The following is a 15,923-nucleotide window of genomic DNA, read 5'->3' as shown; positions in this document are numbered from 1 at the left end:
TTCGTATACGGTAAATGTGCATAAAAAAGAATGCATTGCTTTTGTGCACAATGCATTAATGGATGTTTTTTTCAATTAGTAATGCTATATAAACAGATACTGCACTTCTAAAGTGGCGAATGTCAATCCCAGTTTTCTCAATAAATTTATCAACTCGATATTGTAATGTATTTCGGTGTAAATATAGTTTTTTTGCAGCAAGGGAAACGTTCATATTACAGTCTAAATAAACTTTTATACTTTGAATTAAATCTCGATCATCCACCACACGTTGAAGTGTTTGATCTCGTAATTTTAGTAAAGTGTCGCGGGTTGCTTCATCAAATAACAAGAATGGAAGTTCTTCTTCACCTTTGTAAACTTGCTTTTTTACTTGTTTTTGAATAGTCCTAAAACTTCCTTTTTCCCATTGATACGTTGTTCTAGCATCATCAGTAGTAATATTACTGGATCCTAGATACAAAAAGATTTCAACAAAGAAATCACTAATAACCGTATCTACTATTGATTCAAAAAAATTATCGAGCATATCTGTTGTCTTAGGTTCAAAATCTATAAAAACACCAGTTGTTTCAGTTTCCCAGAGTATAAGCGTTTTACCAGGAAATAAACTTTTAATGGCTTCATTAAATGTATCACGTTCTTGAAGTTCCTCTTTTAAAAGAAAGTAGATAAAGCGAAATGATGTTTGGTTAGGTAACTCTACATCTGCATCAGTAAATAGCAATGACGCCCATTTTTTTTCTTCTTCGGTTTGAGGAGAGTACGTTATTTTGTCATCAATTGGTTTGAGGAAAATGTTTAATAAATCGAGTTCATTATGACGAATCTTATCTTTAGGAAACCCAATGACTTCGTTATCGGGTGTCTTGAACCAATAATAATGATGGTTATTTGTATTATGTTTTTCGTTTGTGACGAAGTTCTCTCCAAAATAATCCTTAAGCTTGTCCAACAACATGGTAATCAAATCCCTTTTAATTTTACGTTAGTTAAAGTATATCAATCCTTTAGGGCTTTTTAAAGAACGTACAGTATACAATTTCATTGAACTTCAATAGCTTTGATAACATAAGCTAAAGTGGGAAGGCAAAGTGAAAGGATTGAGCGTAATGAAAGACGATTTGAACCTTATCACGAATGGTCTCATGTTGATTGGATCTATCTTTTTCTTAATTGGATCCTGTTTAGCTTTTAAGCTTGCTTGGGATAAAGCGAATGAATGATACTAATAAAAGCGCCTATTCTAGATGGCGCTTTTATTATGTTTGTTGCCATTATTTATACCAACTAACACCAAGGATAATGAGCAAAATGACCAGCACAACAATTAGTGCGAAGCCAAAGCCAAAACCTGGGCGGGGTGTTGGGGGATAACAGTATCCACCGTAACCTCCGTACCATGGACCATAATAACCCATAACTCACACCACCTTTCAGGGGGGTTACTACACACTATGCATATGTCATGGTATTAGAGCTAGGTAAGTGTGGAATTTAAAAAGAAAAAAGGAAAGGCATGGAGATTTATTTGAAATTAATAAGATAGAACTAGTAATTACAAAGTAAAAAAAAGGAAATGAATCTAGTGTTCTGTTATCATAGTAATCAATAATAGTATAGACGGGAGAAAAGGCATGTGGGTGAATGATGTTATTGTGTACATAATGGTATTCTTTCTATGTATAGGGGCTCTTGATAAGGTTATAGGAAATAAAATCGGTCTTGGACAAAGCTTTACTAATGCATTTATGACAATGGGATCATTAACTCTTGCTATGGTGGGGATTGTTTCTTTAGCTCCTGTTATTGCGCTTTTATTAACGCCAATCATAGCTCCGATTTATGGAGTAGTTGGAGCTGATCCAGCCGCTTTTGCTAATACCATTCTTGCTCTTGATATGGGAGGATATGCACTTGCCAAAGAGATGGCACTTACAAAAGATGCAGAATTGTTTTCTTGGGTTTTTCTTGGAACAATGATGGGCCCAACAATCGTATTTACTATACCGGTTGCACTTGGAATAATCGAGAAAGAAGATCAACCGTATTTTGCGAAGGGAATCCTGTTAGGTGTGATCACAGTTCCAATTGGATGTTTAATAGGAGGATTGGTTGCCGGTTTAGATATGAGCATCATTATAAGAAATTTAATTCCGACTATCATTTTATCTCTGTTCATTTCAGTTGGACTTTGGAAAATAACAGATAAAATGATTAAAGGATTTCAATATTTCGCAAAAGGAATTGAGATCATTGCTATTGTCGGACTGACAGCTATTATCATTGAAACATTAACTGGATTCGTTGTGATTCCTAATATGACGCCACTAGAAGAGGGAATAAAGATTGTAGGAATGATTGTTATTGTTTTAGCCGGGGCTTTCCCTCTCGTCACGTTTATTAATCAAGTATTTACAAAGAGATTAAGGAAAGTGGGAGCTCTATTGAAGATAGATGAGAAGGCTACCGCGGGTCTTATTGCTTCTTTGGCACATGTTATTCCAATGCTTGCTTTGTTGAAGGAAATGACACCAAGAGGGAAACTTTTTAATGTAGCTTTCGCAGTTAGTGGTGCGTTCGTATTAGGAGGACATTTAGGGTTTGTCGCTGGAATGGAGAAAGAAATGGTTTTTGCTATGGTTACTGGTAAATTAATTTCGGGTTTTGCTGCATTAACACTAGCGTATTTTGTTCTAAAGCGGGAAGAGGGCAAGAAGCAAGGGTAGTTTCTTTTCATTTGTGACTAATTCTTGTGTGTGATACGATTCTTTTAACATTCTTCCGAAAATTGAAAAGAGGAGAGATTTGATGCTTGAAAAAGAAGGAATAAAAAAACAAATCCTAGATGCGTTTCAGTTTAGGCATGCAACGAAAGTATTTGATGAAACAAAGGTCATTTCTGATGACGATTTTCAATTCATTTTAGAAGCAGGAAGGCTATCTCCAAGTTCTATCGGCTTAGAGCCTTGGAAGTTTGTCGTCTTACAAAATACGGAGCTCAGAAAGAAATTAAAAGAAATAGCCTGGGGAGCAGGTGGTCAATTACCAACAGCTAGTCATTTTGTTATTATCTTAGCTCGGACGAGTAAAGATGTCAGATATGATTCTGAGTACATAACTAATCATTTTAGAACCGTGAAAAATGCTCCAGAAGAGGTTGTGAAAGAGCTTCCTGCAAGGTACCAAAACTTTCAAGAGAAATTTGGCGTGTTGGATAATGAACGTACAATTTTTGATTGGTCTTGTAAACAAACCTATATCGCATTAGGGAATATGTTAAGTGCCGCTGCCCAAATAGGGATTGATTCTTGTCCAATTGAAGGTTTTAATCATCGTCTTGTTCATGATTTTTTAGAAGAGCAAGGTTTGTTAGAAAATGGTCATTTTGATGTATCTGTCATGGCAGCTTTCGGTTATAGAAAGGATGACCCACGACCGAAAACAAGAAAAAATCTTGATGATATCGTTTCATGGGTGAAATGAATCAGTTAACTAGTAAGGGAAAAGTTGAACGTAAGGGTACTTGAGAAGGCAAAAGAGCTTAAATCAAGTACCCTTTCTTTATTGCTTCATAGTGATGGACATTAAGATTTAATCAAATCGTTTAGTTTTGAAAGAATGGTCGTGAAAGGTTCTTCATTATCCACTTTACGAAAGGAAGCAAAAGGGTTAGGTTTCTTTTCAATTCGTTCTATTACAGCTGGGATGGTGAATAAGTCAGGCGTTAACGAGTCTACGACCTCATCCCAGAATAATGGGGTGGCAACAAGTCCTTTTTCACTCCCCCTCGTCGAAAAAGGCGCAATTATCGTTTTACCTTCATCATGTTGAATATAATCAAGATATAATTTATTGTTCCGATTTTTTTTGAGTCGTTCTGTCGTAAATAAGTTTGGTTGTTGTTCGCATAAAAACTGACAAACAAACTGTGTAAACACACGTGTCTGCTCATACGAAAAACGATTATCCGGTAAGGGGATATATACTTGTAACCCTTTTCCCCCTGATGTTTTTATGAAGGATTGTAACTTAAATTGATCAAAAATGGTCTTCATTTGCTTAGCTGCAATGATTGCTAAAGAAAATTCGTTAACAGATGGCGGGTCCAAATCAAAAACGATTTCTGATGGTTGAGACGTTTTACGTGTTTGAAATGGAATATGTAACTCAAGAGCAAGTTGATTTCCTAACCATAAGAGTGTTTCGATGTTGTTACAAACAATATAATTAATGTCTTCTACCTGTTCAGTCTCGATAAAATCAGGTGCATAATCAGGACAATGTTTTTGATAAAAACTCTCACTATCGGATCCATGAGGATATCTAATAACAGTCAATAGACGTTCATGTAGGAATGGTAAAAGGTGTGGAGCTACTTTTTGCAAGTATAATAAATAATCATCTTTTGTTATATCAATAACAGGCCAAATAGGCTTATCCGGGCTTGTAATGGTAATGGTCTCTAAGATAGGATTCAATTGCCTTTGCATCAGTTTCCATGTGCAATCTCGAGGTTCCTGATTGAAATTAAAGGCATGAAAACGGGGTTCGCGCAATTGTTTTCCGTCAAAATCAATACAGGCAATATCTACGCAAATGGATGGTGGCAACTCCCATATATTATTTGCTTTTTTTGTTCCATTATTTTGGAAAAACGTAAGTAATGTTTGTTCCTCTTCTTCTGTTAATCCATGACGGAAAATGACAATTTCCATGAGAGTCGTTTCTTTATAGATGGAGCCATGAAAGTATCCATTGCTCTTATCGTATTTCGTTAGCAAAACAGATATATAACGGTAATTCTTTATTTTAAGCCAATTGGTTGTTCGTTTTGCTTCCTCCCAATAACTAGATGATTTTTTAGCCACAACTCCTTCTCCGTTGCTTGAAACGATTTTCCTCCATAATTCGTTTGGATCTTGGAAAACTTCAATTAATTGTAGTCGGTTTCTATTCTGGTAATCAACTGAAGTTGGCAATCCTTCCTTACTGAAAAAAGCTTGGAGTGCCTTTTTTCTTTTCGTTAAAGAATGATTTGTTAGATCGTTGCCAGTAAGTTTCATACTATCAAAAGCAATAAAATGACAAGGGAATTCTTTGGCATGTTTTGCGATACTAGTTTCATTTTTCATCCGTCCCCGAATTTGAACATGAGAAAAATCACTTTGATAATTGTTTTTTAAATAAACAATTTCTCCGTCTAAAGAAAGAGGCAAATGTGCTTTAATTTTTGGATAAATATCCTTACAGTATTGAATCACTTCTGGAAACTGGAGATTTAAGTTGTTACCGTTCCTACTGATGAGTTGTGGTGTTTCTTCATCCCAGTGTAAGAGACAGCGGAAGCCATCATACTTTCCTTCGTAAATCCACCCTTTCCCAACTGGTATATCTGTGGAAGGAGATAAGAGCATTGGTTTCACAGTTTCACCTACTTTGTCATGCGGTTAGTTATTAAGCTGTAACAAAATTGTAAGAACCATACATAATCAAAGCTAAAAACTTGCACATTAAGAAAAAAAGTAGGTGGAACACGATGCACACAGTTTGGAAAGGAAGTATAAGTTTCGGACTTGTAAATATTCCAATAAAGCTACACACAGCAACAGAAAATAAAGACATTAAATTACGACAAATACACAAGGAATGTCATACACCCATTAGTTATCAAAAAGTGTGTCCTGGGTGTGATAAAGAGGTAACAAATGATGATATCGTAAAAGCGTATGAATATGCAAAAAATAAATTCGTTGTACTAGATGATGATGATCTTGAGAAATTAAAGAAAGAGAACGAAGATAAAGCAGTAGAAATTATTGATTTTGTGAAATTGGAAGAGATTGATCCTATTTTCTTTGAAAAAAGTTATTTTATTGCACCTGATAATGGGGGTGCCAAAGCGTATTCATTGTTGAGAAAAGCACTAACAGAATCAGAAAAGATTGGGATTGCGAAGATTATAATCAGATCGAAGGAACAGCTAGCTGTCGTACGTGTTTATAAGGATACATTGTTAATGGAGACCATTCATTTTCCAGATGAAGTTAGGAATGTACAAGATGTACCAAACGTTCCCGCTGAACAATTAGTGGAACAAAAGGAACTTGATACAGCATTAATGCTTGTTGAGCAATTAACTACAACTTTTGAACCGGAGAAATATACAGACGAATATCGAACCGCGTTAATGGAATTAATTGAAGAAAAGAAAAACGGCAAAGAAACTGTTACAGCTACAGAAAAAGAACCTGCAGCTGCTTCTAACGTGACTGACTTAATGTCAGCACTTCAGGCATCACTTGATAAAACGAAAACAAAAAAAACAACGACAAGAAAAAGGAAGGCGCCAGTGACAAAAAAAGCTACGACCGAAAAAGCGACAACTGCGCGCAAAAATGCATAAAAAAGAAGGTACAAAAAAGGGCAATACAGCGCCCTTTTCGGTACCTTTTTTTAGGTGCAATAGGCATTTTGTTTGGATAGTTTTATTCCAATAGGATATAAGGGAATTGTATGCTCAAACCTTATCTTACGGTAGAACTACATAGATTTGTATAGTAAACTAGTAGTTATAACCAAAATGGTAGTAGGGAAGGATTTTATATACGATGAAGTTAATAACAAAACTCACTATGGGACTTGGCTCCATACTAGTCATTATTATTATTTTAAGCGTAACGGTATTTTACTCGTTAACACAACAAAATGAATATATGCGCGGAATAGTGACAGAAGATCATCAAAGAGTCATGCTAGCAGAGTCATTTAAAAATGAAGTGAGTATTATTGCACGCGAGTCAAGAGAGCTTTTATTACTCGAACAGGGAGATCCTTTAATCAATGAGACAATCTCGAATATAAATGAAGCTCAAGAAAACCAACTATACATATTGGATATTCTTCAACAAATGAGTACGTTTGGTGAGGGGTTTGAGACATCAACGTCTTCAATGCAACATTTGAGTACTGCCTATAATGATATGATCCAAACGGTTGTTTCCCTTGTTATTAGTGAGGATTATAATGAAGCTAGAAACTTTCTATTAAAAGAAAACCAAGATTTAAGAAGAAATATGATTACGGAAGTAGACTTATTTGTAGAAGAAGAACAGGCTTCCATGTTAGAAAGATTATCTAGATCAGAAGAAGCATATGAAAGTGCGATCAGATATTTAGTTATCCTAACGATTGTTGCACTTGTCATTATCGTTGTTATTACATATTCCCTTATTAAAGGTATTAATTCTAGCATTAATAGTGTTAGGAAAGTTATCACGAGTGTGAATGAACATTCGATAGAAGAATTACCAAGAATTGAAGTAACAACAAGGGATGAGATTGCTGATATTGCGATTGCATATAATGCGATGGCTGAGTCGTTAGAAAAAATTTCAAGTCAAGAGAAACAATTCGCAAACTCTTTAAAAGAGGAAAACTGGATTAAATCTAGATATGCTGAAATTGCTATGAAGTTTCAAGGCATTAACGAGTTACATGAATTTGGCAAAGTCCTTCTTACAAATGTCTCTCAATTTGTAGGTGCGACATACGGGGCTATTTATATTAAAGAGGAAGGCAATACATTATCGAAATTTGCTTCATACGCTGGAATTGATAATGAAGTTGGAATTGACAAGTTTCATTTAGGACAAGGATTAGTAGGTCAATGTGCGGCCGATAAAAAGCGAATGATTCTTGATCATTTACCAAAGGGATATATTTCGACAAGATCGGGGTTAGGAGAAGCGGCGCCGACTTCTCTTATTCTTTTGCCAATTGAATTTGAAGGGGAAATACTAGGAGTCATCGAACTTGCAAAATTCGAGCCTTTTTCAGATGCTGAAATTAGAATATTGGAGCAGTTAAGTCAATCTTCTGGATCAAGTATTGAGCGAATTCTCGACCACATGAAAATCGAAGAGCTCCTTGCCGAGTCACAAACACAATCAGAAGAATTGCAAACACAATCAGAAGAACTTCAACAACAACAGGAAGAATTACGTTTAATTAATGAGCAATTACACGAGCAATTTAAACAATCTGATGAGAAGAAGCAAGAGCTTGAATTAATCAAAAAGGATTTAGAAGAGAAAAATCGAAATATAAAACTTGGGTCTAGGTATAAATCGGAGTTTTTAGCTAATATGTCTCATGAATTGCGTACTCCCTTAAACAGCATGTTAATTTTGTCGCAAATGCTAGCAGAGAATTCAACTGGCAATCTTTCAGAAAAACAGGTTGATTATGCGAGTACGATCTACTCTTCAGGACAAGATTTATTGGAGCTTATTAACGATATTTTAGATTTGTCTAAAATTGAATCAGGAAAAGTAGATGTTTATCCGGAAGAAGTATTAATAGGTGATATTAAAGCGTTTGTTGAAAGGCAATTCGCACCGATATCTTCTCAAAAAGGCATTGATCTAACAATCTTAGTTGATCGTTCTTCTCCTACAATAGTGTGTACAGATGATCAACGACTGAAGCAAATATTAAAAAATCTGCTGTCAAATGCCTTTAAGTTCACGGACGAAGGACAAGTTGAATTGCATATTAAAGATGGCAAAGAGGAAGATGGGATTAAAGTCGTTTTCTCGGTTATTGATACAGGAATTGGAATTAGTCTTGAGAAACAACAAAGTATTTTTGATGCTTTTTATCAAGAAGATGGTACCATCACTCGTAAATACGGAGGTACAGGTCTAGGGTTGTCCATTAGCAGGGAACTTTCAGAGTTATTGGGAGGTTATATTGAAGTTGAAAGTACGGAAGGAAAAGGAAGTACTTTTACTTTACACCTACCTGATTATCAAGGTGAGCCTCACGTTCATCAAACTGTTTTACCTGAGGTTGCAAGTGCACTTGATCAAGATGTCCCGTTAGATGAAAGTAAAGTAGAACCAGATATTGTAGAGATTAGCCATTCATACAAAACGGCTGATCAAGAGAGAACGGAAGAAAAACTACAAAATAAAACCGTCCTGATTGTAGATGACGATATGCGTAATGTATTTTCTTTAACAGCTGCACTAGAAATGCAAAACATGACTGTGCTCTTTGCTGAAAATGGAATAGAGGCACTTGAAACGTTACAAGATCAACCGAACATTGACATTGTTCTAATGGATATTATGATGCCGGAAATGAATGGATATGAAGCTATGGAAGAGATAAGAAAAAATAAGGAATGGGCTGATTTACCTATTTTGGCATTAACAGCAAAAGCAATGAAAAATGACCGGGAAAAATGCATAAGGGCAGGAGCTTCGGACTACATTAGTAAACCAGTAAATATGGAACAACTCCTATCATTGATGAAAGTTTGGCTCCATAAATAGGAGTTTTATAGAGAGAGGGTGAGAGCTGATGATTTATTTATCTGAAGGTCACACTCAGGTGGAGAGGGAAAACGAAATAGAAAGAATAGAAATAGAATTGTTTCTAGAAGGAATCTACCAAGTATATGGTTATGATTTTCGTAACTATGCGTATTCTTCTATTAAAAGAAGAATTTGGTACCGTGCTCAAATCGAGAATGTTAAAACCATTTCCGAGTTTCAATCAAAAGTTCTCTATCAACCTGAGCTTATGAGACAACTGCTACGTGATTTTTCAATTAATGTGACAGAGATGTTTCGTGATCCGAGTTTTTTCAAAACATTTCGTAATGAGGTTGTTCCCGTATTAAGGGAACTCCCTTTCATTCGGATTTGGCATGCTGGCTGTTCATCAGGTGAGGAAGTCTATTCAATGGCGATTCTCTTGTATGAAGAAGGACTATATGAGAAGACAAAAATATATGCAACAGATATGGATGAAGAAATATTGGACAAGGCAAAGGCGGGAAAAGTATCGCTTGAACGTATGCAGTTATATACGAGAAATTACCAACAAGCAGGTGGAAGGAAGGAGTTTTCTGAATATTATAATGTGGAAGATCAACATGTCGTTCTTCATTCCTTTCTTAAAAAAAATATCGTCTTTGCTCATCATAATTTAGTTACAGACCATTCTTTTAATGAATTTCACATGATCTTGTGTAGAAATGTATTGATTTACTTTAATCAAACATTGACCAATAGGGTGTATGATCTTTTCTATAACAGTTTAACGAAAGAAGGATATTTAGGGCTTGGTGCAAAAGAGTCGTTAAACATGTACCATTCAGTGGAATTATATGAAGAGGTTAACTCCTCAGAAAAAATATATAAAAAAGTCAAAGTGAAATAGAGAGGTATAAAAATGATGTCTGCTCATGACAAGGTTGCCATCCTTATGGTTGACGATCGACCAGAAAACCTTATGGCTTTAGAAGCAGTCTTAGACTCTGATGACTACCTATTAGTAGGAGCAAATTCAGGGGAAGAAGCTCTAAAACAAGTATTACAATATGATTTTGCTGTTATCTTATTAGATGTTCAAATGCCAGGATTAAATGGATTTGAAACGGCTGAAATTATCAAACAACGACATAGTTCAAATCATATTCCGATTATTTTTGTAACGGCATTAAGTAAAGCGAATGAACACGTATCAACTGGTTATTTAACTGGAGCTATTGATTATATTTTTAAACCGTTTAATCCAGTAGTCTTAAGAAGCAAAGTCGAAGCATTTGTTCAGATATACCGAAATCAAAAAGAAATTGAGAGAAGAAATAAACAATTAGAACTTCAGTCTCAGGAGTTACAACGAAAGCAAAATAATTTAGAGACTATCATAAATGAGAAAACAGTGGAGCTTACGAGTGCGAACGAAGAGCTGAAAATCTCGCATGAAAGATTTCAGAAAATTTTTCAATTTAGTCCTAATTTAATGGCGATCCGTTCGTTGATTGACAACCGTTATGTTGATGTCAATAAAAGTTGGGTGACATTTACTGGATACGAATTACATGAGTTAGCTGACCTTAATGATGATGTGCTAAATTTATCACCGGCTTCCAAGGACAAAACTTCTAGTAATGAAATAGCAGACTTACAAGCCGATATTTATAATCAAGAAATTACATATGTAACACGAGATCAAAATAGGCGTGAAGGGTTACTTTCGACTGAAACGGCAACAATTAATGGAGAACCTTGTCTGATCAGTACGATTACGGATATTACGGAAATGGTCAAATTAGAAAAGGAAGTGTCACGTTTAGATCGTTTGAATTTGGTTGGAGAAATGGCGGCTGGTATTGCTCATGAAATAAGAAATCCGATGACGACAGTATTAGGCTTTTTACAGTTAGCTAAAAATGAGAATCATGTTGCTCAACCGCAAGAGTACATAAATTTAATGATAGATGAATTAAATCGAGCGAATGGAATCATTACAGAGTTTCTGACGTTAGCAAAAGATAAAGCAAATAATAGGAGAAAAAAAGACCTCAATTCGATTGTAAAAACCTTGCATCCTTTACTAAGAGCAGAAGCAATGATGAAAAATAAAATAGTCTTATTAGAGTTAACGGACTGTCCAGAATTATGGTTAGATGAAAAAGAAATTAGACAATTAATATTGAATATTGGTCTTAATGGACTAGAAGCCATGGATGCTGGTGGAACATTAATTTTAAAAACATATTCTCAAAATGATGAGACGGTTATTTTGGAAATCACTGATAATGGCCCAGGAATCAAGCAAGAAGTGTTAGAACAGTTGGGAACGCCGTTCTTTACGACGAAAGATCAAGGAACTGGTCTTGGATTAGCCATTTGTTACAGTATTGCTTCACGCCATTCAGCTCATATCGATATTCAAACAAGTGAAAAAGGTACATCCTTTCTTATCTCATTTCAGTTAACAAATGATAAAGTAGTGAAAGTTAGTAATTAACTCTTATTATGTTTCACTTTGTAGTAAAATGGGTATTAAACCAGAAACACCTTTTGTATAGGAGGTAAAATGAATGGTTGGAGATGTGAAATATCCAAAATTACGACGCTCGATCGAAAAGAAATTAACGAGAAAAACAGATGACAATGAAAGGCTGTTTATGAAATGGATGATACAAAAGTCAAATAAAATTAGAAACATTAATCCTAAAACATAAAATGATTCATTTCCTGAAAATGCCCATAAATTTCTCATCATAATTCGCTTCAATAAAACGAATAATAAGTAAGAAAAAGGAGGGGTTTATGTTGGCAAACAAAAAGGAAAAGAATTCCGTAAAGTCGTCTGAGGAAGTTGCAGAAAATTCATATCAGCCTTCTGATTATAAAAGTTCAGAAGAAGTTGAGCAGGGATTAGCAATGACGCATGAACAAGTAAGTGATTCCTATGTAGAAGGTACGATTGACGGTCAAATTGATAACTATGAAGGACAAGACATCGATCTTCCTAAAGATGGTTATGAGAAAGATGTTTTTAAAGAAAAGTAAAACTCCAAAGAAGGTGTGCCAAATGGTCAAGTTAAGACTTATTGGCACACCTTTTTACTATTGTTTCTATTTAAAAATTTTTCTTATTGCTTTTCCAGACGCTCGACCTGTAATACGTCGACCTATTCTCTTTCCGACTGTTCCTTTTCTGACAGCGTCTATGTCGTTCCAAATCCGCAAAACTTTATAGATGGTAGACTTGAGACTCAATTCCCATTCCTCCTTACGATTTCTTCTAAGTAGTGTATCACAGCAACAGGTGAATTACTTATAAAAAAAGAACTAGTTATTTAAGAATAAGAATCATCAATTGTGTAACAGTAAGAAGGAATAGATGTTTAGGAGGGATTCTTGATGTTTAGAAAGTCGAAACCATCCGCATCACGTTATATGGCAACTTCGATCGTTGGTGGAGCAATTGGGGCAGCGAGCGTTCTGTTTATGAATAGTGAGCGTGGACAAATGTTAAGAAAAGACCTGAGTAATAAAGTGAATCAAAACGAGGGAATGGTTTCGAATACGTTACTGGAATTAGGAAAAGAATGGGCTAATTTTGGTGATGTCGTTGATTCTAGATCTGAAACATCACAAGATCAAGAAGGAAAATATACGAGTGACGAAGAGAGCAAACAATAAAAATGAAAGAGAAAAGCAGCTATATGATCATATAGTTGCTTTTTCTCAATGGTTGGACAAAGAATTTGACGATTATACATATTGTTTTCTGTACCATCTTGTCCTAGCTATGATAAAATACTACTTGAAAAAGGTGGGATTTAGATGGAGATAGATAGTTGGAGATGGGATGTTTTTGTACGCTCATTAGAACGGTTAGAATGGACTGACATTGGTATTGCAGTAGCCATTTTTTCTGTTTTTCTATTGTTTCGAAAAATATTTACAAAATATATCTTTAAACTCGTTTTAGCTACATTCCGTAAAACACCAACGGAATTATTTACAAATATTTTACTGTCATTTGAAAAGCCACTTCGAGCTTTTTGGATTGTTCTTGGTACATATTTAGCTTTAGTATACTTGCCTTTTCATTTTACAACAATTGAATTTGTTGAACATCTTTATCGATCGATAATCATTATTTTGATTGGCTGGGGCTTGTATAATTACACGTCTGAATATTCAATGGGTTTAATTAAATTGGCTCGAAATGTCGATATAGATGAGCACAGCATGCTGGTTCCTTTTGTATCTAAAATTTTACGTTTTGCGATCATTGCACTCATCATTGTTGTTGTCGCAAGCGAGTGGGGCTATGAAATTAGCGGATTTATTGCTGGTTTAGGATTAGGTGGTCTCGCCTTTGCTTTAGCTGCGCAAGATACAATTGGGAATTTCTTTGGTGGAGTGATCATTATAACAGAGAAGCCTTTTTCAAAAGGCGATTGGATACAAACACCATCTGTTGAAGGGGTAGTAGAAGATATTAACTTCCGTAGTACACAAATACGAACTTTTTCTGATTCAATTGTAACCATTCCGAATTCGACGTTAGCAAATGAACCAATTACAAACTGGTCAGAGATGGGGAAACGTCGTGTGTCATTTTCCCTTGGTGTAACGTACTCCACACCTAAGGATAAGGTAGAGCGTTGTGCAAGAAGGATCGAATCGGTGCTTCGATCTCATGACGAAGTTGATCAAGATTTAATTATGGTTCGATTCAGTGAGTTTAACAATTCAAGCTTAGATATTTTTGTATACTTCTTTACAAAAACAATTGTATGGGCGGAATGGTTTCGTATTAAAGAAGAAATTAATTTTGAAATTTTGAAGATTTTAGAAGAGGAAAATGTTTCTGTTGCATTTCCAAGCAGAAGTATTTATATGGAAAATAATGAAGTTACGACTGAAAATATGCAAACAATGATGAAAGAGAGCTCAAGCGAAAGCTAAGCTCTCTTTTGTCGTTTCATAAATAATAACAAAGGTTTTGTTGCAAGATAACAAGGAGAGAAGTGTTTGAAAGGAGGGGGAAAAGATGAAAAATCTTACAGTTACTTACAAGATCTCTGTTGCTATAGCCCTTATTTTTGTTATTTGGGGAGCGTTATTTCCAGAACAACTAGGGAATATCATGGGAGTGGCACAAGCCTTTTTCTTAAATTCATTTGGTTGGTTTTACAACTTAGCTGCATCGTTTTTTCTTGTTTTTTCATTAATTCTAATCTTTAGCAAATATGGGAGAATTAAGTTAGGGAAAGATACGGATAAACCTGATTTTAACCGAGCAACGTGGTTTGCGATGTTGTTTAGTGCGGGAATGGGGATTGGGCTGTTGTTTTATGGTGTTTCTGAACCAGTATCTCACTATGCAGCACCTCCAACGGGTGAAGGAAGTACAGAGGCATCCGCTTTGCTTGCTCTTAGATACACGTATTTACATTGGGGGTTTCATGCTTGGGCCATCTATGCCGTGGTTGCGTTAGCATTAGCCTATTTTAAATTTCGTAAAGATGCACCAGGTTTAATGAGTGCAACACTCCAGCCAATTCTAGGTGATCGTGTGAAAGGGCCTATTGGATATACCATTGATATTATTTCTGTATTTGCAACTATATTTGGGGTCTGTGCCTCCCTTGGATTGGGCGCTCAACAAATTAATGCAGGGCTTGGCTATTTAATCGGAATCCCTGTTAACTTTACGGTTCAATTAATTATTATCTTAATTATTACGGTTTTGTTTATTTTATCGGCAAGTACAGGAATCAAACGTGGGATTAAATATTTAAGTAATACGAATATGGTCTTAGCTACACTTTTACTTATTGCAATGGTAATTCTAGGACCAACTTTATTTTTATTAAATTTATTTACTCATACACTAGGGGAATATATTCAAAATTTGCCACAAATGGGGTTGCGGATTTTTCCTTTCGATGAACAAAGAGCAGCTTGGACGCAAGGATGGACCATTTTTTATTGGGCATGGTGGATTTCATGGTCGCCTTTTGTTGGGATGTTTATTGCTAGAGTTTCTAAAGGGCGTACCATTCGTGAGTTTACGATTGCAGTGTTAGTCGTTCCTACCCTTGTTTGTGCTTTTTGGTTCTGTGTATTTGGTGGCACGGGAATCAACCTTGATCTTCTACAAGGAATTGATGTAGCAGGTCAAAGCTTAGAAACAGGGTTGTTTTTCGTTTATGAGCATTTACCTTTTGGAGGCTTTTTGTCAGTCATAACCGTTTTATTAATTACGACATTTTTTATAACATCGGCAGATTCAGCTACATTTGTTTTAGGGATGCAAACGACAGAAGGAGATATAGATCCAGCTAATTGGATTAAAATTTCTTGGGGGTTAATCCTTTCTGCATCCGCCATTGTGTTAATGGCATCTGGAGGCCTACAAGCCCTTCAAACTGCCATTATTGTAAGTGCTTTTCCATTAACCATTGTCCTTCTAGTGATGAGTGTAGGCATTTTAAAAACGTTCAAAATGGAAGTTGCAGGATTTAGAAAGCCACGTAAAGAAAGGTGAAAAATAGAAAAACAATTAACTTTTTTCGTTTCATGGAGGAATGACTT

General features: G+C 35.5%; 15 protein-coding genes. 11 read left to right on the top strand and 4 right to left on the bottom strand.

The features are described from left to right. Nucleotides 1-55: 55 nt before the first annotated feature. Together N0O92_RS03200 and N0O92_RS03195 are read right to left on the bottom strand one after the other, a co-directional pair. Entirely contained in the window at nucleotides 56-961 is a 906-nt protein-coding gene (locus N0O92_RS03200; RefSeq protein WP_315613158.1) for a PucR family transcriptional regulator, read from the bottom strand. A gap of 316 nt (nucleotides 962-1,277) precedes the next feature. Beyond that, nucleotides 1,278-1,421, bottom strand: a complete 144-nt coding sequence (locus tag N0O92_RS03195) for a YjcZ family sporulation protein (RefSeq protein WP_315613157.1) — start codon at nucleotides 1,419-1,421, stop codon at nucleotides 1,278-1,280. A gap of 216 nt (nucleotides 1,422-1,637) precedes the next feature. Here N0O92_RS03195 and eutH point away from each other — a divergent pair, with 216 nt between their 5' ends. Then, the gene (gene eutH, locus N0O92_RS03190) at nucleotides 1,638-2,729 is read left to right on the top strand and encodes an ethanolamine utilization protein EutH (RefSeq protein ID WP_315613156.1); all 1,092 of its coding nucleotides are present in this window, start codon (nucleotides 1,638-1,640) and stop codon (nucleotides 2,727-2,729) included. An 82-nt stretch (nucleotides 2,730-2,811) separates the two neighbouring features. Beyond that, complete coding sequence (locus N0O92_RS03185; protein ID WP_315613155.1) at nucleotides 2,812-3,486, top strand: NAD(P)H-dependent oxidoreductase; 675 nt, start codon at nucleotides 2,812-2,814, stop codon at nucleotides 3,484-3,486. Between the two features lie 101 nt (nucleotides 3,487-3,587). On the opposite strand, the gene N0O92_RS03180 is transcribed toward N0O92_RS03185, so the two are convergent. Further along, nucleotides 3,588-5,426 carry a DNA ligase D gene (locus N0O92_RS03180; RefSeq protein WP_315613154.1) on the bottom strand — a complete coding sequence of 613 codons (1,839 nt, stop codon included), beginning with the start codon at nucleotides 5,424-5,426 and terminating at the stop codon, nucleotides 3,588-3,590. Between the two features lie 113 nt (nucleotides 5,427-5,539). Here N0O92_RS03180 and ku point away from each other — a divergent pair, with 113 nt between their 5' ends. The 6 genes from ku to N0O92_RS03150 all read left to right on the top strand — a co-directional run bounded on the left by ku (nucleotide 5,540) and on the right by N0O92_RS03150 (nucleotide 12,377). Continuing rightward, nucleotides 5,540-6,406 (top strand): non-homologous end joining protein Ku, encoded by an 867-nt coding sequence (gene ku, locus N0O92_RS03175; RefSeq protein WP_315613153.1) that lies wholly within the window; start codon nucleotides 5,540-5,542, stop codon nucleotides 6,404-6,406. A 205-nt stretch (nucleotides 6,407-6,611) separates the two neighbouring features. After that, on the top strand, nucleotides 6,612-9,341 hold the full coding sequence (locus N0O92_RS03170; RefSeq protein ID WP_315613152.1) for an ATP-binding protein: 2,730 nt from the start codon (nucleotides 6,612-6,614) through the stop codon (nucleotides 9,339-9,341). 28 nt (nucleotides 9,342-9,369) lie between these two features. Next, on the top strand, nucleotides 9,370-10,233 hold the full coding sequence (locus tag N0O92_RS03165) for a CheR family methyltransferase (RefSeq protein ID WP_315613151.1): 864 nt from the start codon (nucleotides 9,370-9,372) through the stop codon (nucleotides 10,231-10,233). A 12-nt stretch (nucleotides 10,234-10,245) separates the two neighbouring features. After that, on the top strand, nucleotides 10,246-11,829 hold the full coding sequence (locus tag N0O92_RS03160; RefSeq protein WP_315613150.1) for a response regulator: 1,584 nt from the start codon (nucleotides 10,246-10,248) through the stop codon (nucleotides 11,827-11,829). Nucleotides 11,830-11,902: 73 nt separating this feature from the next. Beyond that, nucleotides 11,903-12,046 carry a hypothetical protein gene (locus N0O92_RS03155; protein ID WP_315613149.1) on the top strand — a complete coding sequence of 48 codons (144 nt, stop codon included), beginning with the start codon at nucleotides 11,903-11,905 and terminating at the stop codon, nucleotides 12,044-12,046. A 91-nt stretch (nucleotides 12,047-12,137) separates the two neighbouring features. Further along, on the top strand, nucleotides 12,138-12,377 hold the full coding sequence (locus tag N0O92_RS03150) for a YozQ family protein (RefSeq protein ID WP_315613148.1): 240 nt from the start codon (nucleotides 12,138-12,140) through the stop codon (nucleotides 12,375-12,377). A 66-nt stretch (nucleotides 12,378-12,443) separates the two neighbouring features. Here the strand turns inward: N0O92_RS03150 and N0O92_RS03145 are convergent, their stop codons facing one another. Continuing rightward, the gene (locus tag N0O92_RS03145) at nucleotides 12,444-12,587 is read right to left on the bottom strand and encodes a hypothetical protein (RefSeq protein WP_315613147.1); all 144 of its coding nucleotides are present in this window, start codon (nucleotides 12,585-12,587) and stop codon (nucleotides 12,444-12,446) included. Nucleotides 12,588-12,731: 144 nt separating this feature from the next. Here N0O92_RS03145 and N0O92_RS03140 point away from each other — a divergent pair, with 144 nt between their 5' ends. The 3 genes from N0O92_RS03140 (at nucleotide 12,732) to N0O92_RS03130 (ending at nucleotide 15,876) form a co-directional block, all read left to right on the top strand. Next, the gene (locus tag N0O92_RS03140; protein WP_315613146.1) at nucleotides 12,732-13,013 is read left to right on the top strand and encodes a YtxH domain-containing protein; all 282 of its coding nucleotides are present in this window, start codon (nucleotides 12,732-12,734) and stop codon (nucleotides 13,011-13,013) included. Nucleotides 13,014-13,157: 144 nt separating this feature from the next. Further along, nucleotides 13,158-14,291 (top strand): mechanosensitive ion channel family protein, encoded by a 1,134-nt coding sequence (locus tag N0O92_RS03135; protein ID WP_315613145.1) that lies wholly within the window; start codon nucleotides 13,158-13,160, stop codon nucleotides 14,289-14,291. 85 nt (nucleotides 14,292-14,376) lie between these two features. Next, on the top strand, nucleotides 14,377-15,876 hold the full coding sequence (locus N0O92_RS03130; RefSeq protein ID WP_315613144.1) for a glycine betaine uptake BCCT transporter: 1,500 nt from the start codon (nucleotides 14,377-14,379) through the stop codon (nucleotides 15,874-15,876). Nucleotides 15,877-15,923: the final 47 nt, after the last annotated feature.

This window comes from Alkalihalobacillus sp. MEB130, from assembly GCF_032335535.1.
Taxonomy (GTDB): Bacteria; Bacillota; Bacilli; order Bacillales; family Bacillaceae_D; genus Halalkalibacter.
Note: the sequence above shows the minus strand (reverse complement) of the source record. Positions and strands in the feature narration are given on the sequence as shown.

What these genes read in the sequence shown, in the direction of transcription:
- N0O92_RS03165 (WP_315613151.1), top strand. Translation starts at nt 9,370, where the DNA reads ATGATTTATTTATCTGAAGGTCACACTCAGGTGGAGAGGGAAAACGAA.
- N0O92_RS03140 (WP_315613146.1), top strand. Translation starts at nt 12,732, where the DNA reads ATGTTTAGAAAGTCGAAACCATCCGCATCACGTTATATGGCAACTTCG.
- N0O92_RS03195 (WP_315613157.1), bottom strand. Translation starts at nt 1,421, where the DNA reads ATGGGTTATTATGGTCCATGGTACGGAGGTTACGGTGGATACTGTTAT.
- N0O92_RS03200 (WP_315613158.1), bottom strand. Translation starts at nt 961, where the DNA reads ATGTTGTTGGACAAGCTTAAGGATTATTTTGGAGAGAACTTCGTCACA.
- N0O92_RS03135 (WP_315613145.1), top strand. Translation starts at nt 13,158, where the DNA reads ATGGAGATAGATAGTTGGAGATGGGATGTTTTTGTACGCTCATTAGAA.
- N0O92_RS03170 (WP_315613152.1), top strand. Translation starts at nt 6,612, where the DNA reads ATGAAGTTAATAACAAAACTCACTATGGGACTTGGCTCCATACTAGTC.
- ku (WP_315613153.1), top strand. Translation starts at nt 5,540, where the DNA reads ATGCACACAGTTTGGAAAGGAAGTATAAGTTTCGGACTTGTAAATATT.
- N0O92_RS03155 (WP_315613149.1), top strand. Translation starts at nt 11,903, where the DNA reads ATGGTTGGAGATGTGAAATATCCAAAATTACGACGCTCGATCGAAAAG.
- N0O92_RS03160 (WP_315613150.1), top strand. Translation starts at nt 10,246, where the DNA reads ATGATGTCTGCTCATGACAAGGTTGCCATCCTTATGGTTGACGATCGA.
- N0O92_RS03130 (WP_315613144.1), top strand. Translation starts at nt 14,377, where the DNA reads ATGAAAAATCTTACAGTTACTTACAAGATCTCTGTTGCTATAGCCCTT.
- N0O92_RS03185 (WP_315613155.1), top strand. Translation starts at nt 2,812, where the DNA reads ATGCTTGAAAAAGAAGGAATAAAAAAACAAATCCTAGATGCGTTTCAG.
- eutH (WP_315613156.1), top strand. Translation starts at nt 1,638, where the DNA reads ATGTGGGTGAATGATGTTATTGTGTACATAATGGTATTCTTTCTATGT.